The following is a 23,632-nucleotide window of genomic DNA, read 5'->3' as shown; positions in this document are numbered from 1 at the left end:
AAGGCTGCCAATGATATTGGCGGCGCCTCAGGTATCCAGCGAGGTTTGCACGCGGTAGGACAACGGCAGCGTCAACAACAACAGCGCCGCCAGCGCCATCACCGCGACCGGCACGCCGGCCACATCGCCCAGCCGGCCGAACAGCACCGGCGCCAGCGCGCCGCCGCCGATGGTGCCGGTGTAGAAGCGGGCAAAAGCCTGCTCGCGCTTGCCCGCGCCGGCCAGCTCCGGCACGGTGCCGTACAACACCGAGGAGGTGCCGTTCAGCGCCAGCCCCAGCAAGGGCAGCATGGCCATCATCGCCACCAGCGGCAGCCACACCGACAACAGGATCAGCAGCGCCGTGGCGGACTCGGTGATCCACACCGTCTTCATCATGCCGATGCGCGCGCCCAGGTAGCCGCACAGCAGCTTGCCGAACGCGCCGCCGACAAACAGCAGCGACAGGGCCAGGCCGATGCCGGCGGTGCCGGCACCCTTGCTCTGCAACAGGAACGGTAAAAAGGTCAGGAAGCCCATGCGCACCGCGCTGTCGAGCACACCGGTCGCGATGAGCGCGCGCAGCCCGCTGGCCGAGCCCTTGCCGGCCACCACCTTGGGCGACGCCGCCTGGTGGCGCGCCGACTCGGCCGCCGTCGGCAACAGCCACCACAGCAGCGCGGCCGCCGCCAGGCCCAGGCAGCCGATCAGCGTCACGCTGACCTGCCAGCTCACCACCACCAGCAGCAGGCCGACCGCGCCCGGCACCAGCGTCTTGCCGATGTCGCCGGCGAAGTTGTATTGGGCCAGCGCCTCCTTCACGCCGCCGCCCGCCTCGTGCGTGTCGGTGACGATGGACGAGGCCAGCGGATGCTGGGTGCTGGCGCCCAGGCCGCCCAGCAGCAAAGAGACCAGCAGCACCGTCAGGCCGCCGGCCAGGCCGGCGATCAGGTAGGCGATGCCGGCCAGCGCGGTGCCGGCTATCAGCATGCGCTCGCGGCCCCAGCGCCTGGCCATGCGGCTGGCCAGCAACTGGAAGCCCGCCATCATGCCCGAGTAGGCGCCGCGCAGCAGGCCCACCATCGCCAGGCTGATGGCGAATTGCGCCTGCCAGATCGGCAGCAGCACGTAGATCACATCGGTCAGGCCGTCATGGATGGCATGGGCGCTGCAAGCGGCGATCAGCGAGCGCCGGCGGACATTCTTGGTATCGGTCATGGTCGGGTTTGTGTCTGCGGTGCCGCGATTGTAAAGGATTGCAGAAACTGCGCGACATTACCGGTCCGGAGCGCGTACATTGGTGGCATGACGCCAGCCATCAAGGAGATAGCCGTGCCGACCAAGTACATCGACGACTATGAAGTGGAGATTTCAGCGGAACGCCTGGAGGGCTGCAAGCTGTGGGGCGCCTACGTCGCCGTGTTCGCGCCGTCCGCCACGCCCATGCATCGTCTGAACGTCAAGCGCAAGCACCGGGTAGCGGTGATACAACAGTTTGAGGACGCGGCCTCGGCCTGCGCGGCCGCGGAAGTGGCGGCGCAGGATATCGTGGCGTCGATCAAGGCCGGCCCGACGGGACGCGCCTAGCGGCGGCCCCGTCCCCATCCATGCAGGTTCAGTAGCGGACAAACTGCGATTCGTCGGGCGCTTCCACAGCGATGGCGCGCAAGGCGGTAGGACGCATGCGCACCGGACTGCCGCCATCCCGCTGCCGGCTCGGCCTCCCGCTGGAAGCGTTCAGCACAAAGAAGCCCATCGTCTGCTGAAGCTCCTCCGCCTGGCTGCTCATCTGCTCGGCAGTGGCCGCCAGCTCCTCGGATCCGGACGCGTTCTGCTGGGTGGTCTGGCTCAGTTGGCTGATGGCGGAATTAATCTGCGCCAGGCCGGACGATTGCTCTTCCGAAGCGGCCGTGATTTCCTGCACCAGGTCGGACGTCTTTTTAATGTTGGGCACCATCGCGCCCAGCATCTGCCCGGCCCGTTCGGCCAGGTCCACGCTGCCGCTGGCCACCTGGCCGATTTCCTGGGCCGCCACCTGGCTGCGTTCGGCCAGCTTGCGCACCTCCGCCGCCACCACCGCGAAGCCCTTGCCGTGCTCGCCCGCGCGCGCGGCCTCGATGGCGGCGTTCAGCGCCAGCAGATTGGTCTGGTAAGCGATATCGTCGATGATCAGGACCTTGGCGGCGATCTGCTTCATGGCAGCCACCGTCGAGCGCACCGCATCCCCGCCCTCGCTCGCCTCATTCGCGGCACGGCTGGCCATGGCGTCTGTGACCTTGGCGTTGTCGGTGTTCTGCGCCACCGAGGCTGTCATCTGTTCGACCGAGGCCGAGGTTTCCTCGACGTTGGAGGCCTGCTCGCTGGCCGCCTGCGCCAGCGACTGCGAGGTCGCGCTGACTTCCTCGGAAGCGGCGGCCAGCGCCTCGGCGCTGTTGTTCACTTCGCTGACCACCTGGGCCAGCTTGCTCACCGTGTTGTTGGTGAATTCCTTCAGCTCGCCGAACGCGCCCTCGTAGGGTTTGTCGATGGTCTTGGTCAGGTCGCCTTCGGACATCGCGCCCATCACCCGCACCACGTCGGCGATGCTGGCACCGGTGGTGATGGCCAACTGGTTCAGGCTCTCGCCCATCTCCTGCTGGAAGCCCGACATGCCGGCCAGGTCCACGCGGGCGTCGAAATTGCCGCGGTTGGCGGCCGCCACCAGCGTGCGCTGGCCGTCGACCACCTTGCGCATCTTCAGCATCATTTCGCTGATGGAGTACAACATGCTGCTGCGGTCGTCGGGCTTGAGGCGGACGTCGGCGCTCAGGTCGCCTTTGACGACGCGATCCATCAACTCGGCGGCATAGTAGGGCTCACCGCCGAGGCGCTTGACGAGGTCGCGCGTGATCAGCCACGCGATCAGGACCGCGGCCAGCACCGCCACGATGGAAAGCGAGATGACCAGCTTGCGCGTCTCCAGATAAGTCTCGTCGGCGGCGGCGGCCTCATTGTCCATCAATTCACCCTGGAACTTGGCCATCGCCTCCAGCGAACCGGCGTAGGCGTTATTGCCTTCAGCGAAATCATTCTTCAAGTAGTCGATGGCTTTTTTCTGGTCGCCCTTGACCAGGGCATAGAGCTGATCATACTTTGCGGTCAATGCCTCGCCTTTGCTGTTGATATCTTTGAACAGCGCGCGCCCCTTCTCGGTGGTGATCAGCTTGTCCATTTTATCCAGCGCCTCGGCCACCTTGGTGCGGTTGGTTTCGACAAGCCGGCGGAACTTGTCGCGCTCGTCATCGCTCGTGGAAAGCATCATGCTGCGCAGTTGACGGCCATTATCTATCGTGTACCTGATCACATCTTTCGACAGCACCACTTTGGGATAGCGGTCTGTGGTAATCCGTCTGATGCCCTCATTCAGCGTTGCAAGGCGCAAGGTACTGACCACCGATAACACCAACAACAAAACTACAACTGCGCCAAAACCCAGACCCAGACGGGTCGCCACTTTCATATTTGCAAACATCATCTCTCCCTAGAAGGACGTTATGTGTTGCTGCTTATTTTATGAGTTGCTCTAGTGGATGCCAGCTGGTGAGGGGGTAGGTGTGGATGCATGCCACTGGGACATATTGTCCGCCTGCAAATAGGCGGGGTCAATCAATTAGATGCGGGAGGTGTGGTGCGATTTCACCACACCTCGCAATGCGCGTCGGCGCAGGTCAGGCGACGCTGAAGTTGGCGGGACCAGCGAGGATGGCGTAGCCATCGTTGTAGAGACACCACGCGCTATAGTTGCCAGGTGCAAGTTTGCTGGTATCGAAACTGGCGCTGCCGCTGGCGGCGGTCACGTACTGCCACATGATGTAGCCGCCGCCGGCCGGCGCCGCGCCCGCCTTCCAGATGCCGATCCAGTTGGTGCTGTTGACCTTGGCGGCCGGCAGCGCGTAGTTGAAGACGATCGCCACGCCCGGCTTGACGCTGGCGGCCGAAGCCGTCAACTGGGTCACGCTGACCGCGACCGGGCCGCCCAGCGCCACGAACCCATTCTGGTACAGATACCAGGCGTTGTACTCGCCCACCGCCAGCGTGCCGGTGCTGAGCGACACGCTGCCGCTGAAGTTGGGCGCATACGCCCACTGCACCGCATTGCCTTTGCCGGGCGAGGTGCCGGCCGCGTACAGGCCTATCCAGTTCTTCGCATCGATCTTGCCCGGCGGCGCCGTGTAGCTGAACACGGCTGCGCCACCGCGCGTTACGTTGGGCGTGCCGGTGTTGAGAAAGATCTTGACGCGGTTGGTGCCTATCATCGGATCGGTGTGGCTGACCCGTCCGGTTTCCACGTGGCCGGCGGCGCGGCGCAGCCATTGCGCATCGGCGTTGCTGGTGACGCTGAAATCGTACCAGCCGAAACTGCCTGACAGATTGCAAGGCACCGACAAGGTCTGGCCGGCGGCCACGGTGTAGCTGGCCACCGCCGCGCCGTAGGCATTGTCGGTGACGGTGAAGCTGCACGCCTGCGTGCCTTCCAGATTGGACAGCACCAGGCTGATGTCGCCGTTGCTGCGGTCGTAGCGGGTTTGCAGTTCCGGCCGCGCGCCGCCGGCGATGGCCAGCGCACCTTTGAACTGACGCAGATAGCCATTGGCGCCGTGCGTGCTGAGGTCGTAGGCGGCGCCGGTCCAGTTCCACGTTTCGTGGGCGATTTCCTTGTCCGCTTCGACCGTGTAGTACCACGGGCCGTCACTGCGCAGGCTGGAGTACACGATGAAAGCCGCACCGGCCTGGCCGCTGTTGGCGAAGCTCAGCTCAAACTGCTTGGCGCCGGCCAGCCGGCCTTGCACCGACAATTCGTACGGCAGCGCGCAGGCGATGCGCGGGCCGGGCCCGCTGGTGCTGGGCTCCTGCCTCGGCAGGGCTTGCACCACCGGCGGCGTCGGATACGGCTTGCCGGAAACACGCTGGTAGGCTGCGGTCTTCGGCACGCTGGCAGGCCAGGCGCTGTTGGGCGCGCTGAAATCGAAGGCCGAGGTCAGGTCGCCGCACACGGCGCGGCGCCACGGCGAGATCAAGTCGCACTGCACGTTCGCGCGCGCCTTGCCGCGTCCGGCCACCAGCCACTCCTCCAGGAAGCGGATCTTGGACGTATGGTCGAACAGCTGCGAGCACACGCGGCCGCCCTTGCTCCACGGCGAAATCACCAGCATCGGCACGCGCGGCCCCAAGCCCACCGGCACGCCCTGATAGTTTTCATGCGTGCCGATATCGGCCAGCGTGGTCTTGCCCATGCCGTCGTTGAGCGGCGCGATATCCGGCGGCACGTGATCGAAGAAGCCGTCGTTTTCGTCGTACATCAACAGGAACACGGTCTTGGACCAGACGTCCGGATTGGCCACCAGCGCGGCCAGCAGGCGCGCCGTGATGTTCTCGCCGGCGTTGGGCGAGTTGGGCGCGTGCTCGGTGTAGTCGTTCGGCGCGCAGATCCACGACACCTGCGGCAGGCGGTTGTTGCGCACGTCGTCGGCGAAGGCGTTGACCAGCCAGTCGCCCGTGGTGCCGGTGGAGTTGGCGGCGGTGGAACCCGGCGCCAACGTGCGCGCCTTCTGGTACAAGGGCGCGTTGGGACTCAGGTGACTACCGTCGGCGTTGACGCGGAAGTTCTTGAAGTAGGCCAGGTAGTTGTCGCCATAGTTGTCCCACTCCTGATACACCTTCCAGCTGACCTGGTTCGCCTCCAGCACTTCGGCGTAGGTGCGCCAGTTGGGCGCGCTGGCGGTGACGCTGGCCGTGACGTTGTCCCCGGCCGGGTCGCCGTTGTAGTAACCGGCCGCGCTGATGTTGTACAGGCTGCCCATCGAACCCATCCAGCTTTGGTTGCTGCCGGTGAGCGAGTACATGCGGTTCGGATCGGTGGCGCCGAATATCGAGCAATGATAGGCGTCGCAGATGGTGAAGGCGTCGGCCAGCGCGTAGTAGAACGGCAGGTCGCCGCGGTCGAAGTAACCCATGGACTGCGGGGTCTTTTGCTTGACCCAGGCGTCCCAGCCCTGCCAGGTGGCTTGCGATCCCTTCCACGTGTGGTTGGTGCCGACCGACAGCGCGCTGGTGTTCTTGGCGTCGAAGTGGAACGGCAGCACATAGCCGCCGGTACCGTCCGGCTGGTACCAGACCGGGCGGCCATCCGGCAAATCGATGGCGCGCGGATCGTCGAAGCCACGCACGCCCGGCAAGGTGCCGAAGTAATGGTCGAAGGAACGGTTCTCCTGCATGAAGATGACCACGTGTTCGACGTCGGCCAGGGTGCCGGTGACGTTATTGGCGGGCACCGCCAGCGCCTGACGGATCAGGTCGGGGAACATGGAAGTGGCGGTCGCGCCGGCGCCGGCGGCGTAGCGGAGGAATTTGCGGCGGCTGATGGTCATCGGCTGGGCTCTCGTGTGCAAGGAAGCGGTAAGGATACCGAGCAAATATGACAACACGGTTGCACATAGCTGATAAAGATTCATTAACCGGCGCGCAATGTTGCTCACATCGCCGGTACCCCAGCCAGCTCAAAAGCTGAAAAATCGTTTCACATCGCGAAATAGCCATCGAAAACCTGACGAGGCTTTTAGCTCACCTTTTGAAAATTCGTTTCACATCCCGAAAATCAATACTTAAGTCATTGAAAAATAACAGATTAAATTTAGTTATATGTCTTATATAAGACCTTGATGCAGTGCACCAGAATGGCCTACTATTTAGTCATGCAGTTTGCTTCAACAAAGACGCAGCGGCTCACTCGACGATTTTCTCAAACTTGCTTTATTTTTAGGAGATACACATGTCCCAATATCAAGACGACATCAAGGCAGTTGCTGGTTTGAAAGAGCAACAAGGCAGCGCCTGGAACGCCATCAATCCCGAGTCGGCCGCCCGCATGCGCGCGCAGAACAAATTCAAGACCGGGCTGGACATCGCCAAGTACACCGCCAAGATCATGCGCGCCGACATGGCCGCCTACGATGCGGACCCATCCAAGTACACCCAGTCGCTGGGTTGCTGGCACGGTTTCATCGGTCAACAGAAGATGATCTCGATTAAGAAGCACTTCAACAGCACCGACCGCCGCTACCTCTACCTGTCGGGCTGGATGGTTGCCGCGCTGCGCTCCGAGTTCGGCCCGCTGCCTGACCAGTCGATGCACGAGAAAACCGCCGTCTCGGCGCTGATCAAAGAACTGTACACCTTCCTGCGCCAGGCCGATGCCCGCGAACTGGGCGGCCTGTTCCGCCAGCTGGACGCCGCTGAAGGCCCGGCCAAGGCAGCCATCCAGGCCCAGATCGACGGCCACGTCACCCACGTCGTGCCTATCATCGCCGACATCGACGCTGGTTTCGGCAACGCCGAAGCGACCTACCTGCTGGCCAAGCAATTCATCGAAGCCGGTGCTTGCTGCATCCAGGTTGAGAACCAGGTGTCGGACGAGAAGCAATGCGGTCACCAGGACGGCAAAGTCACCGTGCCGCACGAAGATTTCCTGGCCAAGATCCGCGCGATCCGCTACGCCTTCCTGGAACTGGGCGTGGACGACGGCATCATCGTCGCCCGTACCGACTCGCTGGGCGCAGGCCTGACCAAGCAGATCGCCGTGACCAACACGCCAGGCGACCTGGGCGACCAATACAACTCCTTCCTCGATTGCGAAGAAGTGTCGGCCGACGCGCTGGGCAACGGCGACGTCATCATCAAGCGCGAAGGCAAGCTGCTGCGTCCTAAGCGTCTGCCAAGCAACCTGTTCCAGTTCCGCGCCGACACCGGCGAAGCGCGCTGCGTACTCGACAGCATCACCTCGCTGCAAAACGGCGCCGACCTGCTGTGGATCGAAACCGAAAAACCGCATATCGCCCAGATCGGCGGCATGGTCAGCGAAATCCGCAAGGTCATCCCTAACGCCAAGCTGGTGTACAACAACAGCCCATCGTTCAACTGGACGCTGAACTTCCGCCAGCAGGTGTACGACGCGATGAAGGCCGAAGGCAAGGATGTATCGGCATACGAACGCACCCAGCTGATGAGCGTGGAATACGACACGACCGAACTGGCGATCGCCGCCGATGAAAAGATCCGCACCTTCCAGGCTGATGCAGCCCGCGAAGCCGGCATCTTCCATCACCTGATCACGCTGCCGACCTACCACACCGCCGCGCTGTCGACCGACAACCTGGCCAAGGAATACTTCGGCGACCAGGGCATGCTGGGCTACGTGGCTGGCGTACAGCGCAAAGAGATCCGTCAAGGCATCGCTTGCGTCAAGCACCAGAACATGTCCGGCTCGGACATCGGCGACGACCACAAAGATTACTTCAGCGGCGAAGCAGCCCTGAAGGCCGCTGGTAAAGACAACACCATGAACCAGTTCTAATCAAGGTTCCAGCGTCACAAGAAAGCTCGCTTCGGCGAGCTTTCTTGTTCTCACGCAGCAGTCGCCCTATGAAGCGAATGGGGTACCTGGCGATAACCGGACCCTGGTCAGACTTCCGAACGTTCCACTACCACCTCGCTGATTTGCAGCACGGGTTGTATATCCGTGTAATTGGCTATGTCATCCCTGATTTCCTGCGCGTGCGGGCCGCGGGCTGCCAGAAAAGCTTCGACAGACGTGCAAACGAAGTCGCACTTGGCCACGTAAACAGGGGCAGTGCCCGGAACACCGCCTGTGATGCCCTTGTCCACGGTGTAGTACAGACATGCAGCGCCGAGCCGCTGTTTCACCATTGGCATATGCTTCTCGCGGTAGTAAGCATGATCGAATCGTGCGCCTGCGGCGTACGGGTACATGACACTGACTTTGATCATCGGGTTTTCTCCTGTGTTATTTTTTGCTGACTTGGCGTGCGGTGTCATGGTACTGCCAAAGCACATTGACGATCTTCCACTCGCTACGCTGGTTCTTGTACAGGTGCATATAGTCGATCCACTCGTCGGCGGTCAGCTTGACGGTTGCCACACGCTGGTCGACATCGAGGATCTTGATGTCGACGCGGGGCTGGGCCGGGAATTTCGTGCCGTCTTTGTTGTAGGTTCTCGCTACCTTGACCATGGCGTCAAAGTCGGTATTCATGATGAACTCCGAGCCATCGGCCGCCTGCCAATAAGTGCGCTTGGCAAGCTTGGGGTCGATACCGCGTTCCATCCGTGCGGGATCAACCTTGTGTTGCGACTCGATATAGTCGCGCACTGCGCGTTCGATCAACTGGTTATCGGTGGCATCGGCTGTCTGTGCCACCAGTGGCGTTACCGCGAACAAAAGAACCATCAAAGAGCGTTTCATGGACAACCTTGCGCAATAGATAACACAAGCATGAAAACACAAAACCCTGCTCCATGCAATGTGAACCCGCGCCTGCTCAACCCAGTTCGAAGGTGGTGATGCCGTACTGTTTATCCATGCTGAGTTCGGGCTGCTCCCGCGTGTACATGCGCGCCGTCTCAAAGCAGCGCTGCATCTGATGACGCTCGGCCAGCGCAACGGCCGCCGGGTTCAAATCAGGCACATCGAGAAACACCGGCACCTCCGGCGCCAGCTTGCCCAGCACGCTGGCAAACAACTGCTCCGCCACGGCCGGTGTATCGGCAAACAATGGGCCGACTTTGTAACCCGTGCGGCACGGCCGCGCCACCGCATACCCGGCCAGCCCCTGCGCGCCCACGATGCCAAGCGCGATATGCTGCCGCTGCCCTACCCACTCGTGCAGGAAGCGGTCGCGCGCCTCAGGGAAGAAGCTGCGATCGTAGCGGCGGATTTCCTCATCGCCCAGCGCGGACAGCGGTATCGTTGGACACGCATCCATGGGCCGCCCACTCCCCCGCCCTTCGTAACGGAAATTGCGATGCGCGAGATGGAAGCCAGATTTCGCATAGTTGGCCTGCTGCGCCACCACGCCATCGAGCCCGACGTTGCGGCCGGCCAGCCGCGCCATCGCAGCCTGCCACAGCGCCCATCCATGCCCTCGCCCACGCCACGCAGGCTTAACGATGTAGCCGCCGATAAAGCCAAAGCCAGTGCCATACTTCACCGCAAAAATACTCGCAACCATCTCGCCGTCCAGAACCCCGACCAGGAATCCACCAGGGTCGGCGGCATAAAAACAGGCAGCGTCATGCAAGCCGGGATTCCAGCCTTCGTCGGCCGCCCAGTCCAGGGCGACTTCGAGTTCGGCCTCGCTCATTTGGCGTATTTCCAACGAAGATGCAACCATGATCAGCTCCCTTTGCCAGTGTGAACAAGATAGTCCACATCCCACTATGACAATAACATTTCGCCAGTTGGCGATTTTCGCAATTGCTGGGGTGCGGGCATGCAAATACAATCGGCCTCCAGATCATTCCAATCCAACGGCAGACCATGTTGACCGATGCAGTGACAGAACCGCTTCAGTCGCGCCGCGAATTCGCCTCCACTCACCCGTCCGACGGTGCGTTATTTCTCGCCTATATCGCACTGATCTGGATCGGCATGGTGCTCGGCTTCGGCGGCGAGATTGCGCGGCATGTCAAAAACAACGAGCCGCCATATCCGGTGATCCTGCATGTGCATTCGGCCGTATTCGTCACCTGGTTGATAGCGTTCACCGCGCAGATCCTGCTCATACGAACAGGGAAACCGGCGTCACACCGCCGCCTCGGTATTGCAATGACGTTCGGCGTCGGCGTGCTGGCCATCGTTGGACCATGGACCGCCTACGCGGTACAAAATCTGAATTTTGGCACGTCACGAAGCGACCCGGCGTTCTTCAGCGTCCAGTTGGGCGATGTGATCGGCTTCGTCGGCCTCAGCATCGCGGCCATCATTCTGCGCAAACAAGCGGCGGCGCATAAACGCCTGATGCTGCTCGCGATCCTGCAATTGAGCACGGCAGGCTTTTCGCGCTGGCTGGGTAATTCGATCGGCTCGGCCTACCCGTTCGGCTACTGGGGTCAAAGTTTCTGGGCGACGTTCCTGATACTGCATCTGACCAACGACATGCTCGCACTCGGCATCGGGGTCTATGATCTGCGGACCCGTGGACGCCTGCACCCCGCTTATGTGGCCGGTCTGGCCTGGGGTTTCGGCTGGCAAGTCCTGCACGTCAGCCTGTACCTGACGCCGGCTTGGCTGCCGGTGGCCAAGTGGCTACTGGGGCGTTGACCGCTTAGCCGGCCAGGTCCTGCTTGCCGGCTAAGGCCAGGCGCAGCCAGAACGCGGCGGCGGCCGCAATCAACAAGAAGACAATCAGCGAAGCCTCCACGCCGAATACACCGCCGGTCAACAAGGCATCGCCCGCCAGCTCGCCGCGCAACAAGCCATCAGTGGCGGCGTGGCCCGACACGGTCGACGAGAACACGGTACTGACGCAGTAATTCCATGCGATATGAGTACCGATGCAGACCCACAAGCGGCGCGTCTTCATGTAGAGCGCGGCCTGCAACACACCATACGCGACCAACGAGGCGATCGCCAGCACCGAGATGCCGTCGTTCGGCAGATGTCCCAGGCTGAACAGCAGTGCCGAAATCACGATTGCAGGCTTGCTGCCCAACGAGCGCTCGATCACGCCGAAGATCACGCCACGGAACATCATCTCCTCGGCCATACCAACCAGCACCAGTTCGGCCAGCGGCAACAGCATCGCGAAGCTCAGCGCGTTGACGCCCTCGAACCGATAGGCGCCGAGTGCTCCCAGCACGGCAAAGCTGGACATCACCAGCCCGGCGCCGATCAACAAGCCAATGCCCACTTCACGCGCCATGCCCTGCGTCGCCAGTTCAGTCGGCTGGCGTTTTTCAATACGGCGTACATAAAAACGATAGCCGAACCACACGAACACGGCAGCCAACAGTTGCGGCCACATGATGCGGTACGGCTTGGCGACCAACTGCGAGGCGACGATCATCGTCAGCGGCACTGCGGCAAAGGTCAGCACCAGGCCGAGCACGATGCGGACCATGGGATTGGCCATCAGGCGCGATGCCAGGGTCGGTTTGTTCGAAGCCATGTTCAGAGTGGTTTCCATAATCGCTTTCTTCAGGGAGTTGGACGTACTTTCTTGCTTGCTGTGCGAATGCGGTCGCCGAAGGAGCGTTGCCCCAGCACAGCGATGGCTTGAGCCAGACACTGGGACAATGGAAACTCCAGCTCAGCATCCAGGCTGTCGGCCGCGCGCTTGGTGGCCTGCCAGCACGCCTGCAGGTGCGGCAACAAAGCCTCGCCCTGCTCGCTGAGACGCACCACGCGCTGCCGGCCGTCGTCGTCGCTGGCAACCACCAGCAGCAGGCCTTCCTTCTTCATCAGCGCCACCGTTTGCGTGGCCGCAGGCTGCGTGATGCCGGCCAGCTCGGCCAGTTCGCCGACGGTCGCGCTTTGCTGCTGCGCCAGTACCTTCATCACCGGCGTGTAGCGTGGACGGTAATCGAGGCCCGCGTCGGTGTAGGCTTGCTGCACCGCGCCGTCGAGCAGTTCGATCAGGTGTCGTAGTTGGGTTCCGAGTCCTTGTTTCATGTGGCGATAGTAGCACCAAATACATAAGCACTTATATAAATATTTAAAAATTCTTGTACGATTTGTCGAATTCCTCCCCTGTCGTTCGTCGTGACAATGAAGACCGTTCTAGATAAAGGAGAAAATCATGCCGCAATTTCTGGTTGCTATACACCACCCCGATGACTTCGACCCGGACACCGCCGAAAACCAGGCGCTGATGGACGGTATCCATGCGCTGAATGTGGAGATGGAGACTGCCGGTGTCAGGCGTTTCGCCGGCGGCCTCCACTCGGCACGCAGCGCGAAATCGCTACGCGCCCAGCCCGACGGCAAGGTGCTCATCACCGACGGGCCCTATCTGGAGACCAAGGAGCATATAGGCGGATTCTGGATGCTGGAAACCAAGGACCTGGAAGAGGCGCTAGCCTGGGGCCAAAAGGCCGTCATCGCCTGCCGGGCGCCGGTCGAGGTTAGGCAGTTTTACTGACGGCTCGCGCTAGCGACATTAAGCAATTTTGCTAAATGTCGCAATGTCGCCGCATACGAAGGCGTCGTGAAACAGAGCGACTATAAAAAGGAGCATGTATGCAATATCCAGCCAAGTTTGAACCCGATCTTGAAGCAGGCGGATATGTCATCACCTTCCGAGATGTACCAGAGGCAATCACTCAAGGAGATGATGACGCCGAAGCGATGGCGATGGCCGAGGACGTGCTAATTTCCTCCTTGGATTTTTATTTTGAGGACAGCAGAATCGTTCCCTCACCATCAGCAGCTCTACCAGATGAACGCATGGTCGCGTTGCCGGCAAGCGTTGCAGTGAAAGTCTTGCTGCTGAATGAAATGATCGCGCAAAAAGTCGCCCCCTCGGAGCTAGCACGGCGCTTGGGCACTCTTCCTCAAGTGGTGAACCGCTTGATTGATCTACATCACTCCACAAAAATCGATAAGGTTGAACAAGCTCTTGGATGCTTGGGCAAGCGATTGGAATTCACGGCTGTATAAACAGCTGAAGCTGACGAGAGGGGGATTCCTATCATTGAAAGCGAGCCTTACGGGGCCTGATCTTTTATCTCTACTGTCTGCATCATGCCCTTAACTTTGTCCTCATCGCGCAGAGGTAACAAATGCTCTGCATTGGTACATCTCAGCGCCCAAAGACAAATTGAACAAAGCTATTCCATTAAACGGAACCAGTCGCGCACCGCGAGCTGCAATCGGATCTGTTCATCTTCAGCCAACGCACTACAGTGCGCTATCGAATTACGCAAGGCGTTGAGATTTGCCATTACCTTTTGCATACCTTTCTTGCTATTAAAGAGTCCGCCGAAAACATCCGCATTCGATTGAATGATGTCCGATAATTCGCCGAAAGTCGTGTAGTCCAACTCATCCATCGAACGTCTGCTGATTCCAGCGTCCAGCTCTTTTTGGATTCGGCTCGCGACTTCTGCCATGATGTGCTGCGAAATGCGATTCGGTTTCCACCAATCCTCAGTCTTGTCTGCAGCTTCTATGGTCTTGGAGACTAACGCGCGTATAGATTTTTCCAATGAATAGAAGACTTCATAATGCCTCGCCATTTCCGCAGCCTCTTGCCGAATTGCTGCATCAAACTGAGGGTAGTAAACGTCCTCCACTGACTGCGGAAGCTGAGTTGGCAGATGTCCGAGATCAAATCCGAACTGACGGCCAATATGCGCCATGTCTTCGGCGACCATTTGATTGGTCATACCGAAAGCCTTAATTCTATAAAATGCCTCATCCATTTGATGCTAAGAGATGATCTCGCAGACTACGGAAAATCGCATTAAAAACCGCTTGATCGGCTGTCGCCGGTAAGTTGAGGTTGATCGTGTAGGAAAGATTCAAACCGACGCCGCCTACAGAGGATTGCTTGGGCTGCGACGGCAAGGATACTCCCGCTATCACGCTTTCATCGATTGGAGTCGTTCGATCAGCCAGATCTTTAGGTTCTTCTTGTGCATCGAAATCTGCAAAACTTTTTAGATGCTTCATTGTTGCTAACGTCAACGCAGCCGCTCGACTATCGGTTTCTACCCCCGTCACTTGGACGATAAGCGCGAGTAACTCCTTATCGCCAAGGCGGTAAAAATACTCATTGCTCTGAGCAAGGTCTTGATATCCATGTTTAATCGCTGTCGCCATCGCCCTTGCTGCTGACGACGGATTTCGAAATTCTCGATACAAGTCTGTAGGAGAAGCGTCAGAAGCAGCAAATCCTATTCGCTTAAGAAACGGAGGGATCGATCTACCCGCGCCGCCTTTAATCTGGAGGATAGTCTCAACAAAATCCCCAGTCACCCTAGGAGGCGTTGCAGCATGCCGAATTCGTTCCAGAGCACTCTTAATGCTTCCTGGCGTCGATAGATAGGGAAGATTTGCGGCCACGGAACTGTCTCCTTGATAGAGTGAATGCTGACGTTACCAACTAATCATGTTAAGCGTATACCGAATCTTGCGGAAAAGATACTAAATATCGTGCAATGGCCGGTTCTTACAACGTACAAAGGTCGGTAACGCACAAAGCTTAGGACCTGCAATGTGACAATAACAAAAGCAATTAGTCCCCTGGGATTTTTTGCGGCACGCGCCGCTCTGAGTTCAAGATCTGCCGGTGTTATGACCTCCACAACAGCGCCCCTCGGCAGTACACTGTAACAATCCGAACAATACACCAGCGCCAAACGCGTAATTGACATGAGCCTAGAATTCCTTCGCACGCCATTTGAAAAAGCCAACTACCTAGCGACATTGCTGTCTTCCCATGCAAGCGGCGGCAACGCAGATACTGCCGAGTACAGTGCCCTTCGACACGAGTTGCTGTCAATTTCCGATGTCGAATCGCTAATGCCCGCGTTCGTCAGAACGAATCGCGACCTGACCTCTTTCTGGCACTTCATCCAGCCCAAGTTCAAGAGCTACAAGGAACGCCGTACCTTCATTTCGGAACAGTTCACACCTTTATTAGATTACCTAGAATTCGGTCAAAAGCTTGCACCTCCCCACTCACCCAAGCCAACGGTTTCTTTCGTCACCCCGCCAAAATTCTATGGCGGTGGCGACATCAGCGAACCAGTGGTCAGAAATAAGCGGAAGGTATTCATCGTTCATGGTCGCGATAACGAGGCGAAGCAAGAAGTAGCCCGCTTTCTTTCTGCCCTCGGTCTGGAGCCAATCATCCTGCATGAGCAGGCCAGCTCAGGTATGACAATTATCGAAAAAATTGAACGATATGCCAACGATGCGGACTTCGCACTCATCCTTTACACCCCCTGTGATCATGGGCGCGGTGTTCACGAAACGAAAGTTGCGGCACGCAGTCGAGCGAGGCAAAACGTAGTCTTTGAGCATGGATATTTGATGGCTAAGCTAGGTAGGGAAAATGTCTGTGCGCTTGTGAAGGGCGACATCGAGACCCCCAACGATATCAGCGGCGTGGTCTACGTCCAGCTGGATGGATTCGGCGGATGGAAGAACGATGTCATGAAAGAGTTAACAGCATGCGGTTACGCAATCAAAAATGTGCTCTAGGCTTGCAGAGTTCAACCCAGCCTCGGGGAAGAATGAAGGTGGCTGCTATGACTGGGTGAGGCAACTAGCAGCAACTCATGGGCAATCATCAGTCTGCGTCACAGGAAAGCTTCATTGGGGATCGGCCGGTCCCTGTTAGTTCGGTCACGGTTCCGGTATCATTCGGCATGAATACGATTTCTTTCCAACCGTTTATTATTGGCGTCGCAGGCGGTAGCGGCAGTGGCAAGTCCACTGTGTCCCAGAAAGTGCTGGCTGCGTTTGGCGCGGACATGGTCTCGGTCGTGATGCAGGACGATTACTACTGCGACCAAACCCATCTCTCCCCTGAAGTCCGCCCCCAGCAGAATTACGACCATCCGCAGGCTTTCGAATGGTCATTGCTTGTGCAACATATCCAAGCCTTGCGCAATGGCGAATCGATCGAGATGCCAGAGTACGATTTCACGCTTCACAATCGCTCCGACCGAACCATTCCGGTTAAACCAGCCCCGGTGATCGTGATCGAAGGCCTGTTTGCCTTGTATGATGCGGACTTGTGCGACATGATGTCGCTGAAGATCTATGTCGACACCGCCTCCGATATCCGCTTCATCCGCCGTATGCAAAGGGATATCACCGAACGCGGCCGCTCGGTCGAAAGCGTCGTCAGCCAGTATCTGGAAACGGTGCGCCCGATGCACAAGCAATTCATCGAGCCGACTAAGCGCAACGCCGACATCATCATCCCGCACGGCGCGAATGGCCCGGCAGTCGATATGATTACCACCAAGGTAGCGAGCGTTATCGACCAGTTGAAGCGGCCCTGATTTTATCGGCGCCCGTCCTGGGCAGACATACCTCGTCATACGGCCTTTGCAACGCAGTTGGCCGTACCAATGACGATCCGGCGAACAAATCATTTCGTAGCGCGGTAGCAGCCGTCGCGGCCTGTCCGGTCGTGCGGCTGATCTGATTCAAGCCGGCCACGACGTCGCCAATAGCGTAAAAGGCCGGCACCTCGGCCCGCTGGTGTTCATCGACGTAGAGATAGTCATTCCCATCGCCCCGGTCTCCAAGCCCCTGCGCGATCCCGGAGGAAACTTTCGCGCCCAAGGCCGGATAGATCGCATCAAAGGCCAACTCCCCGCCATCGGTGGCAAGCATCAGTTTGCCGTCGAACATGCGCGCGGAGGTCACCGCCCTGTCGACCACCGTGATATCCGACTGCGATAGATCGGCCCGCTGCTCTGCGTCGAGGTCGGTCGCGCCATCCCACGTCAAGAGCGTCACGTCGTCCGTATAACGGCAGTTCCTACCCAATTTTCTCAAGTATCGAGCATATCCCACTCGTCCCCAAGCACCCAGCGTATAGCAGACAGCTTCCCATTGATCATCCCCCACTCAAAGTCCGTCCAAGGTCCCAGTCCCTCAGCGCCGAATTCCTCTTCAGCGCTTTTCATTGCAGCGGTCATCCCTTCCCAGATGGTATCGACCATCATATTCCGCCGCTCTTCGGGTCTAGCTTGATCCCAGACTTCTTTAGATACAAGCTTATCCTCACCGCTCTCGACGCGATCGACAATGTGCCATTTTCTGTTATACCAAATTTGTGTTGTCAACTCGTTCTCCGCCTCTAGCAGCTCAGAGAGTTGCCGGGAGTCCTGACTGTACTCGCGCTCGAATCTAGTCTCCTCTATGAGTTCACTCGCAAACTCGCTGAGCAGCACGCTCAGATTCGTTTCGTATCTCGATCTCACACCATCAAAAAGCGATGCTAAATCGTCGTGAGGCAGCCGCGTGTCGGCTGCCTTTTGGCTAAAGTCTTGAGTATTGTGGGTCACGAAAGCGAACACATCCTCAGCGTTGCGTCTAGCCAGCGCATCAATGTAGGTTTCGATGATGATGGCATCCCCCATCCCATTTATCTGCCGATGGAAAGGCGCAATCTTGGAAATAGCCCGATCTGCTGCGCGGATCTTAATAGGGTCGCTGATCGGAACTGCGGCCGTCTCAGCGAACAGGCGTTCGATTATATCCACCGCTTCGTTCACCGCCTCGCCACCCGAAACAATCCGGTGATCCACTTCATTTAATTGCGCTAGGGTAGCATCGCGTCCCTCTTCCGGCGCGAACTGAACAATTGCCTCTTTGACTCGCTTAAAGTGACTAGACAGACTAGCCCGGCTTGCAGCCATTACTCGGTCACGATTTCGCCCGAATTCGTCTATGACAATTTGAGGCACTACTAGAACCACTTGACCGTCCCGTGTCATCGTGGAAAGCGCATCTAAAAGCGGAAGCTGACGGTGATCCTTTGCAAGGTCGAGCCATACCGAAGTATCGATAACTAGATTTAAACTCATTTTCGTCCACTCCTCAAAGCACGGGTGACTCAATTGATGCGTTGTCAAACATAGACGCCAGTGTTCTACCGAGGAATCGCTACTATACTTGCTCCTGACCGCTTAGAGCCGTGGTCCAGTCATGATACCGAACCGAGTCCTCAAAAATTGAAATCTAGCTCAACCCAAGGAACAACAACATCGGCTACTACTCGTTCCCCACACCCACCTACACTAAGAAGCAAGTCGTTAATTTCAACTCTAAGAGATCGTATTCCAGGAACCCCATAGGCTGATTGTGGCCGTTTAGTGACATATATGGACGCTTTACCAGACGCATCCCAAATACATAGAGTCAAATGTCGTTTCTGCCGCTTGTCTTACCGTTTCGCTCAATTGGGGAGAAAAGAATGCACCGTATCCGGCGAGCTTAAAGAACCAGTCATCCCCTTTGATTTCTTCGATGTTTCTAACTTCGACAAAAAAGTGACGTCGAAAGTTTGTGCGCAATATCCAATCTAGTTCCACTTCTTGACCAGCCACCGGATGTGACTCATGTTCCGACATAAGGATTTTCTTCGACGTGCCTGTTAAAGCACATTTGAGTAGGTAAGAGCAATGATAAGCAACGAAATCAGCCAGCTGAATTCCTGGAACCTTGCGAGAATCGCAGTTCGATGTTAACCGCATATGCCCTGGAAGTTGGCTGCTTACCGCGATGCCTCCATCCACAAATACTTCCTGTGGCGTTACCAAATTATTCGCATCAATAATCCTCGTCACGGTATCGACAATAGCGTTACCTAACACCGGACGCTCCTCGATGGCTGCAATATAAATGCCTAACTTACACTTCTCGAAAACCAAGTCAGAAATTGAGTCTCTCAGGGCCTTCCGTGTAGTAGAACCTGCCATGCGATATCCACTCTTATACTCATCCACGCCTGGTACTAGACCAGCTTGTGCAATTGCCTGATTAATGAATACGTCGGGCAGCTCAGAGCAGTAAGCAAAGCCCACACAAATATAGCCAAGTTCTTGTTGAATGCTTTCGTCTACGAAGATCATTGACACTGGAACCTTCATTGCAGTTATCCGACTTTTTACGACGGGGCCTAGACGGCTGCTGCCAAGGCAAGGACTACAAATCTGACGCAGCACGCTTGGCACCAGCTATGAAAGTAAAAGACCGCCAGACAGAGCTGACATCGACTTTTTAAAGTAATATCTTATTTCCGCTACTGTTTTCCCAGGTTGCTAGTTTTGAGAAAAGCTGGGTTTTTGAAAATTCTTTAGCATCAAACCCTAAAATTAACATATCCTCTATACAGTCCGAGTTAGAAAGAAGCTTACTCGCACTTTTCAATACATCCCTTACTAGGATGGTTAGGACCTCACTCATATCGTGTCCGCAAACCATCTCATCTGCGGGGTGAGACTCGGCCATAACGACAGCTAATTTTTCAGAAATAAGGTCCTTTGGCGCGACGATATTACCTCTGTTTTTTGAATATTCGAAAACCGTATTTACAAGCCTATCATCTCCAAGATACCCCCCTGTTTTATTACAAATAAAACTCTTGAACTTAATTCGATTACCTTCCGGTTTATCAGGCTTAAAGCTTAATCCTAGATCAAATCTTTTATTCGCCAAACGAAGACATCCAATGCTATAACAGAGATTAAAAGCAAAATCGCGTAGTAACAACCCATTTCTTTGTTCGAAATCGCTCAACTTCGCGTCATCGATTATCACGCGTAGAAGATTTCGGCAAGCGTGACTCTTTATCATCATTATTTCTGAATCATGGAAATCTGTTGCGAAAATCTCCTCGGCATAGGCCGGATCATATTTAGGGTTACCACCAATGCGCAAAAAATCCGCGTCGCGCAACCCTATTTTTCGAGGAAAATCGCGCTTTGTTAATAGCGTATAAACTTCCTTCAGATTATATTTTCCAAATGTCGGCACAATTTTCGCAGACGATTTATCAATAAATCTATCATACAGTTTTAAATCTTTCTTTCCTTCGACTAAAACTACGAATCCTTTAAAATTTTTATCGAGACAAATTGCATTAGCCATTCGGTCCGGCGTCAGGAATTCCAACATCACTCCAAACCCTCCAGTTCAACTCTAAGATCCCAGTTTTTATCGATTATATCCGGTGAGTGTGTGGCGATTACGACGGCCACGCTATTCATCGACGTCACTTCTTTTAAATCGTTAATAAATTTATTTTGCCATGTTATGTGAAGGGAGAGTTCGGGCTCATCAATAAAAATCATATCGCCCACCTTGGTATTGAAGATGAGCTCATAGAACATAATCAACTCATTTTGCTCCCCAGAGGATAACGAGGAAGAAGGAATGCGCTCGTAATTCCCTTTGGCATCCTTTTTTACTCGCGATCTAAATAGAAAACCATTTTTCCTATTAATTTCTATATTTTTGTGTTTGAAGCGGAGATTAATTATTCCGCGATACAATTCAATTTTCTTAGATATATCATCGTATGGCGCCAGTTTCTTATGGCTATCATCGATATATAATTTGAGTGGATTCATTAGAATGAGATCCTCACCATCCATCTTTAGCAGGTCGGAGTTTGGCAGATCTTCGATTAGCCCTACAGATGAAAGTAAACGTCGGCGCTCATCCAACTGACTTAGGGCACTGTTAAGCTCATCAAGACTATCAGTCTCGCCCTGCCTTAGTTTCTGCATAAGGCGATTAGGATAACTTGCATCTAATTCAGTCGAAATTCCGTTAGATTCCTTTTCAACAGTAGAGATACGTTGTACTAAATCTTCGGAGAATTTTTTCACCGTATTGATGTATGCGTCACCACCGCGTTCCTTCACTGTGATTATTCGCTGAGTTTCGATAATTTTAATTGAAACTTTTTCAAATCCTTCGTCTAACCATTGAGGCGGCTTCTTATGCTGTTGATGTCGCGGTGCGCCATATCTTGACATTTCAATATCATACATTTGTCGCTGCCAAAGTTCATAGTCCCGATGAGAAAGAATATCGGCATTCGACTGAAGTTGGAAAATTTCACGCTCATGAAGAAAGCGACGGCGCGCCATTTCTTCCATTCGAATTTTCCGCCCATCAAATTCATTCTCGAAAATCTTAAATGGCTTACTTCGCTCATCCTTAATGGTATTCCATTTTGTAACTGTCAATGTCATATTTTTCTCTGCATCGACAATTCGCTCTAGTTCCCAAGCATCGCCATTATCAAAGAAAAATGTGAATTTTTCAAATTCGACATTTGCAAAAAAAATAAAATTCTTAGAGAAGAAAGCGCGAACTGACTCGAGAATCACTGTTTTCCCAAGGCCATTTTCACCAAGAATTATAGTAATTCCACTTTCAAGGTTTAATGGAATAATATGATTAAATACGCCAAATAGGCCACGAACGGAAATTTTATTTATTTTCATATTGAATTTTTTTAGTTACACCAACGGAGGGAGGGGGCAGGAAAATTACGCTTTATTTTATTTGTATTTTAGTAGTTACCTATTAGCAGAACATGAATTCTGTCAACTGTATCGACACGTGGCGCAAACTCAAACGATGCAGCTTGGCATGGGCTATCGCCTCCGAATCGATATTTAAAAACCGTAGGCTGAAAGGATTATTTTTCATTGACAGGGATTATCATAATCTATTCAGCGAATCTCGTACTTAGCTTGCGTTGCCCGCCCATATTCATAAATACGGCCGTCGCGAATTTCATAAACTGCTTGCGTGGCACGAGCATATTCGTAGATCAAATTACCACGAATTTCGTACTTAGCTTGAGTGGCTCGCGCATATTCGTATATTAAATTTCCACGGATTTCATAAACTGCTTGAGTCGCGCGAGCGTATTCATAAATTAGTTTTCTATTATTACTCATATACTTATCTAATTCAAAAGTAATACCGTTAAATTTTAACGACAATTTTTAAAGAAATGAAAAATCTGCTACTGGCTCAGTTCAGTTCAGTTCAGTCTGCCAGCCGATACTCGCATGTTAATGTAAAGTTCATCTCACCAAGCATAGCATGTTGCATCTGTGAAAACTTCACCCTTTGTCACAAGCTAATGTTGCATAGAGTCAAAGTCCCCCCTACGCACACTAACGGCCGAGATAGACGGCAGTGATTTGCTCTCGACCATGCCCCATTTCGTCAGACAATAACAACCTCGCTGAGAGATCCCGCTCGCGTTGCTGGGGACTTAGCTGAGAGGATCGGGGGCCGCCGCGCGCAGGGCATCGCCAGCCGGTGAGCTGTAGGTAGCGTAACTGCGCATAATGGTGGCGCAGTCCGTGGACCCCATGGATACCCGCTTTGTCGCACTGCGCGCGGAAGCGTTGCAGCTGATCGCTATACTGCAGGTGTCTGGGGATAAGGCTGCAACCAGCGGCGAGCCGCTTGGCCTCGTTGAGCACGGTGCGTTGTTCAGGCGTGTGAATGACGATCTCGCGATACTTGCCGCCCTTGGTCCAGCTGTCCTTGAGCTTCAGTCGATCGCCACCATCGGCCCACGCCGGCGCGATCTTGATGCTCTCCTCGCGTCTCAAGCCAAACGCTGATTGCAGTTGCAGCGACATCGCCGTGTACGCGTCCGCGATCTTCGCCAGACGCGCATCGTCAAGCACCTTGGCCTTGGAGATGTTGGTGACAAAGGTGCGCTTGTCGATATCGTAGCTACCATTGTCGCGCGCGATGATATTGTCCTTGCCGATCTTCTGCGTCCACCATCTCATGGCGCTCATGCGGTTCTTCATCGTGCCTGCGCTGACGCCATCCGCCTTCCACTGCTGCACCAGCGCATCCACATGCTTGGGACGCAGACTGTCAGCGTTCATATGGCGATATCCGAGATCGTGCAACTGGTTGGCCACGTGCGAGAGCATCCGCGCGCGGTCGGACTGCGTGGCATAGCTGCCATCGCGATTGCGGTCGCACAGCTGCTTGAGTTGATAGTTCAAATCGCGCATCGCATGCTCCAAAAATCAAACTTGGTGTGATCGAGTCAGGTAAATGGGATGAACGCCTCCCTCCTCCCGGATGCGCCCGTCGGCAAGCGACAAGTGCAAAATGGTGAGGCCGACCGCTTTGGCAATGTGAGACAGGTGGGCCTAGGCGCCAAAGAGAAACGGCTTTTCTGATCCCAACGCGCGAAATAGGAGGAGCTATGAATCCCGTAATTTATGGTGTTGATATCGCCAAGAACGTATTTCAACTTCACTGGGTCTCGCCGGAGACGGGTGAGGTCTTCGA

Annotated in this window: 24 protein-coding genes; 7 read left to right on the top strand and 17 right to left on the bottom strand. The window is 55.8% G+C overall.

Features of this window, described 5'->3' with window-relative positions; genetic code table 11:
• Positions 1-27: 27 nt before the first annotated feature.
• Positions 28-1,197 (bottom strand): MFS transporter, encoded by a 1,170-nt coding sequence (locus V6M89_RS18580; RefSeq protein WP_332854555.1) that lies wholly within the window; start codon positions 1,195-1,197, stop codon positions 28-30.
• Positions 1,198-1,284: 87 nt separating this feature from the next.
• Between V6M89_RS18580 and V6M89_RS18575 the strand changes: the two genes are divergently transcribed.
• Positions 1,285-1,566, top strand: coding sequence for a hypothetical protein (locus V6M89_RS18575; protein WP_332854554.1), 282 nt, complete (start codon positions 1,285-1,287; stop codon positions 1,564-1,566).
• A 28-nt stretch (positions 1,567-1,594) separates the two neighbouring features.
• On the opposite strand, the gene V6M89_RS18570 is transcribed toward V6M89_RS18575, so the two are convergent.
• Both V6M89_RS18570 and V6M89_RS18565 read right to left on the bottom strand, forming a co-directional pair.
• A complete protein-coding gene (locus tag V6M89_RS18570; protein WP_332854666.1) occupies positions 1,595-3,478 on the bottom strand; it encodes a methyl-accepting chemotaxis protein in 1,884 nt (627 codons plus the stop codon).
• A 208-nt stretch (positions 3,479-3,686) separates the two neighbouring features.
• Positions 3,687-6,386 (bottom strand): phosphocholine-specific phospholipase C, encoded by a 2,700-nt coding sequence (locus V6M89_RS18565; protein ID WP_332854553.1) that lies wholly within the window; start codon positions 6,384-6,386, stop codon positions 3,687-3,689.
• Positions 6,387-6,787: 401 nt separating this feature from the next.
• Between V6M89_RS18565 and V6M89_RS18560 the strand changes: the two genes are divergently transcribed.
• A complete protein-coding gene (locus V6M89_RS18560) occupies positions 6,788-8,368 on the top strand; it encodes an isocitrate lyase (RefSeq protein ID WP_332854552.1) in 1,581 nt (526 codons plus the stop codon).
• Positions 8,369-8,475: 107 nt separating this feature from the next.
• Here the strand turns inward: V6M89_RS18560 and V6M89_RS18555 are convergent, their stop codons facing one another.
• From V6M89_RS18555 to V6M89_RS18545, 3 genes are all read right to left on the bottom strand, one after another.
• The gene (locus V6M89_RS18555; protein ID WP_332854551.1) at positions 8,476-8,802 is read right to left on the bottom strand and encodes an EthD family reductase; all 327 of its coding nucleotides are present in this window, start codon (positions 8,800-8,802) and stop codon (positions 8,476-8,478) included.
• Between the two features lie 16 nt (positions 8,803-8,818).
• Positions 8,819-9,277 (bottom strand): nuclear transport factor 2 family protein, encoded by a 459-nt coding sequence (locus tag V6M89_RS18550; protein ID WP_332854550.1) that lies wholly within the window; start codon positions 9,275-9,277, stop codon positions 8,819-8,821.
• Between the two features lie 76 nt (positions 9,278-9,353).
• The gene (locus V6M89_RS18545; protein ID WP_332854549.1) at positions 9,354-10,175 is read right to left on the bottom strand and encodes a GNAT family N-acetyltransferase; all 822 of its coding nucleotides are present in this window, start codon (positions 10,173-10,175) and stop codon (positions 9,354-9,356) included.
• Between the two features lie 176 nt (positions 10,176-10,351).
• Between V6M89_RS18545 and V6M89_RS18540 the strand changes: the two genes are divergently transcribed.
• Positions 10,352-11,134 carry a hypothetical protein gene (locus V6M89_RS18540; RefSeq protein ID WP_332854548.1) on the top strand — a complete coding sequence of 261 codons (783 nt, stop codon included), beginning with the start codon at positions 10,352-10,354 and terminating at the stop codon, positions 11,132-11,134.
• A gap of 4 nt (positions 11,135-11,138) precedes the next feature.
• Here the strand turns inward: V6M89_RS18540 and V6M89_RS18535 are convergent, their stop codons facing one another.
• On the bottom strand, positions 11,139-11,999 hold the full coding sequence (locus tag V6M89_RS18535) for a CPBP family intramembrane glutamic endopeptidase (protein WP_332854547.1): 861 nt from the start codon (positions 11,997-11,999) through the stop codon (positions 11,139-11,141).
• Positions 12,000-12,010: 11 nt separating this feature from the next.
• Positions 12,011-12,484 carry a MarR family winged helix-turn-helix transcriptional regulator gene (locus V6M89_RS18530; RefSeq protein ID WP_332854546.1) on the bottom strand — a complete coding sequence of 158 codons (474 nt, stop codon included), beginning with the start codon at positions 12,482-12,484 and terminating at the stop codon, positions 12,011-12,013.
• 127 nt (positions 12,485-12,611) lie between these two features.
• Between V6M89_RS18530 and V6M89_RS18525 the strand changes: the two genes are divergently transcribed.
• Both V6M89_RS18525 and V6M89_RS18520 read left to right on the top strand, forming a co-directional pair.
• Positions 12,612-12,953, top strand: a complete 342-nt coding sequence (locus V6M89_RS18525) for a YciI family protein (protein WP_332854545.1) — start codon at positions 12,612-12,614, stop codon at positions 12,951-12,953.
• Between the two features lie 98 nt (positions 12,954-13,051).
• Positions 13,052-13,471, top strand: a complete 420-nt coding sequence (locus V6M89_RS18520; protein WP_332854544.1) for a type II toxin-antitoxin system HicB family antitoxin — start codon at positions 13,052-13,054, stop codon at positions 13,469-13,471.
• Between the two features lie 170 nt (positions 13,472-13,641).
• Here the strand turns inward: V6M89_RS18520 and V6M89_RS18515 are convergent, their stop codons facing one another.
• Together V6M89_RS18515 and V6M89_RS18510 are read right to left on the bottom strand one after the other, a co-directional pair.
• A complete protein-coding gene (locus V6M89_RS18515) occupies positions 13,642-14,199 on the bottom strand; it encodes a Swt1 family HEPN domain-containing protein (protein ID WP_332854543.1) in 558 nt (185 codons plus the stop codon).
• A gap of 28 nt (positions 14,200-14,227) precedes the next feature.
• Positions 14,228-14,878, bottom strand: coding sequence for a DUF5343 domain-containing protein (locus V6M89_RS18510; protein ID WP_332854542.1), 651 nt, complete (start codon positions 14,876-14,878; stop codon positions 14,228-14,230).
• 309 nt (positions 14,879-15,187) lie between these two features.
• Between V6M89_RS18510 and V6M89_RS18505 the strand changes: the two genes are divergently transcribed.
• Both V6M89_RS18505 and udk read left to right on the top strand, forming a co-directional pair.
• Positions 15,188-16,021, top strand: a complete 834-nt coding sequence (locus tag V6M89_RS18505) for a nucleotide-binding protein (RefSeq protein ID WP_332854541.1) — start codon at positions 15,188-15,190, stop codon at positions 16,019-16,021.
• A 77-nt stretch (positions 16,022-16,098) separates the two neighbouring features.
• The gene (udk, locus tag V6M89_RS18500) at positions 16,099-16,830 is read left to right on the top strand and encodes a uridine kinase (protein ID WP_332854540.1); all 732 of its coding nucleotides are present in this window, start codon (positions 16,099-16,101) and stop codon (positions 16,828-16,830) included.
• Here udk and V6M89_RS18495 read toward each other — a convergent pair.
• The 7 genes from V6M89_RS18495 to V6M89_RS18465 form a co-directional block, all read right to left on the bottom strand.
• Positions 16,805-17,293, bottom strand: coding sequence for an FAD-dependent oxidoreductase (locus tag V6M89_RS18495; protein ID WP_332854539.1), 489 nt, complete (start codon positions 17,291-17,293; stop codon positions 16,805-16,807). The two genes, udk and V6M89_RS18495, sit on opposite strands and share 26 nt — an antisense overlap.
• Before the next feature lie 35 nt (positions 17,294-17,328).
• A complete protein-coding gene (locus V6M89_RS18490) occupies positions 17,329-18,366 on the bottom strand; it encodes a PIN domain-containing protein (protein WP_332854538.1) in 1,038 nt (345 codons plus the stop codon).
• Positions 18,367-18,672: 306 nt separating this feature from the next.
• The gene (locus V6M89_RS18485; RefSeq protein WP_332854537.1) at positions 18,673-19,431 is read right to left on the bottom strand and encodes a DUF3800 domain-containing protein; all 759 of its coding nucleotides are present in this window, start codon (positions 19,429-19,431) and stop codon (positions 18,673-18,675) included.
• 130 nt (positions 19,432-19,561) lie between these two features.
• Positions 19,562-20,458 carry a DUF4435 domain-containing protein gene (locus tag V6M89_RS18480; protein WP_332854536.1) on the bottom strand — a complete coding sequence of 299 codons (897 nt, stop codon included), beginning with the start codon at positions 20,456-20,458 and terminating at the stop codon, positions 19,562-19,564.
• Positions 20,458-21,798 carry an AAA family ATPase gene (locus V6M89_RS18475; RefSeq protein ID WP_332854535.1) on the bottom strand — a complete coding sequence of 447 codons (1,341 nt, stop codon included), beginning with the start codon at positions 21,796-21,798 and terminating at the stop codon, positions 20,458-20,460. Before V6M89_RS18475 ends, V6M89_RS18480 begins: the two co-directional genes overlap by 1 nt.
• 231 nt (positions 21,799-22,029) lie before the next feature.
• Entirely contained in the window at positions 22,030-22,260 is a 231-nt protein-coding gene (locus V6M89_RS18470) for a hypothetical protein (protein WP_332854534.1), read from the bottom strand.
• A 222-nt stretch (positions 22,261-22,482) separates the two neighbouring features.
• A complete protein-coding gene (locus V6M89_RS18465; protein ID WP_332854533.1) occupies positions 22,483-23,349 on the bottom strand; it encodes a phage integrase N-terminal domain-containing protein in 867 nt (288 codons plus the stop codon).
• Positions 23,350-23,632 lie beyond the last annotated feature (283 nt).

Source organism: Duganella sp. S19_KUP01_CR8 (assembly GCF_036688705.1).
Taxonomy (GTDB): Bacteria; Pseudomonadota; Gammaproteobacteria; order Burkholderiales; family Burkholderiaceae_D; genus Rugamonas.
This window is presented reverse-complemented; position numbering and strand designations above follow the sequence as displayed.

Coding starts and splice junctions, on each gene's coding strand:
- V6M89_RS18515 (WP_332854543.1), bottom strand. CDS start 14,199: ATGACCAATCAAATGGTCGCCGAAGACATGGCGCATATTGGCCGTCAG.
- V6M89_RS18490 (WP_332854538.1), bottom strand. CDS start 18,366: ATGAGTTTAAATCTAGTTATCGATACTTCGGTATGGCTCGACCTTGCA.
- V6M89_RS18465 (WP_332854533.1), bottom strand. CDS start 23,349: ATGCGCGATTTGAACTATCAACTCAAGCAGCTGTGCGACCGCAATCGC.
- V6M89_RS18540 (WP_332854548.1), top strand. CDS start 10,352: ATGTTGACCGATGCAGTGACAGAACCGCTTCAGTCGCGCCGCGAATTC.
- V6M89_RS18535 (WP_332854547.1), bottom strand. CDS start 11,999: ATGGAAACCACTCTGAACATGGCTTCGAACAAACCGACCCTGGCATCG.
- V6M89_RS18485 (WP_332854537.1), bottom strand. CDS start 19,431: ATGAAGGTTCCAGTGTCAATGATCTTCGTAGACGAAAGCATTCAACAA.
- V6M89_RS18560 (WP_332854552.1), top strand. CDS start 6,788: ATGTCCCAATATCAAGACGACATCAAGGCAGTTGCTGGTTTGAAAGAG.
- V6M89_RS18550 (WP_332854550.1), bottom strand. CDS start 9,277: ATGAAACGCTCTTTGATGGTTCTTTTGTTCGCGGTAACGCCACTGGTG.
- V6M89_RS18570 (WP_332854666.1), bottom strand. CDS start 3,478: ATGAAAGTGGCGACCCGTCTGGGTCTGGGTTTTGGCGCAGTTGTAGTT.
- V6M89_RS18505 (WP_332854541.1), top strand. CDS start 15,188: ATGAGCCTAGAATTCCTTCGCACGCCATTTGAAAAAGCCAACTACCTA.
- V6M89_RS18580 (WP_332854555.1), bottom strand. CDS start 1,197: ATGACCGATACCAAGAATGTCCGCCGGCGCTCGCTGATCGCCGCTTGC.
- V6M89_RS18480 (WP_332854536.1), bottom strand. CDS start 20,458: ATGTTGGAATTCCTGACGCCGGACCGAATGGCTAATGCAATTTGTCTC.
- udk (WP_332854540.1), top strand. CDS start 16,099: ATGGGCAATCATCAGTCTGCGTCACAGGAAAGCTTCATTGGGGATCGG.
- V6M89_RS18575 (WP_332854554.1), top strand. CDS start 1,285: ATGACGCCAGCCATCAAGGAGATAGCCGTGCCGACCAAGTACATCGAC.
- V6M89_RS18520 (WP_332854544.1), top strand. CDS start 13,052: ATGCAATATCCAGCCAAGTTTGAACCCGATCTTGAAGCAGGCGGATAT.
- V6M89_RS18545 (WP_332854549.1), bottom strand. CDS start 10,175: ATGAGCGAGGCCGAACTCGAAGTCGCCCTGGACTGGGCGGCCGACGAA.
- V6M89_RS18565 (WP_332854553.1), bottom strand. CDS start 6,386: ATGACCATCAGCCGCCGCAAATTCCTCCGCTACGCCGCCGGCGCCGGC.
- V6M89_RS18470 (WP_332854534.1), bottom strand. CDS start 22,260: ATGAGTAATAATAGAAAACTAATTTATGAATACGCTCGCGCGACTCAA.
- V6M89_RS18525 (WP_332854545.1), top strand. CDS start 12,612: ATGCCGCAATTTCTGGTTGCTATACACCACCCCGATGACTTCGACCCG.
- V6M89_RS18555 (WP_332854551.1), bottom strand. CDS start 8,802: ATGATCAAAGTCAGTGTCATGTACCCGTACGCCGCAGGCGCACGATTC.
- V6M89_RS18530 (WP_332854546.1), bottom strand. CDS start 12,484: ATGAAACAAGGACTCGGAACCCAACTACGACACCTGATCGAACTGCTC.
- V6M89_RS18475 (WP_332854535.1), bottom strand. CDS start 21,798: ATGAAAATAAATAAAATTTCCGTTCGTGGCCTATTTGGCGTATTTAAT.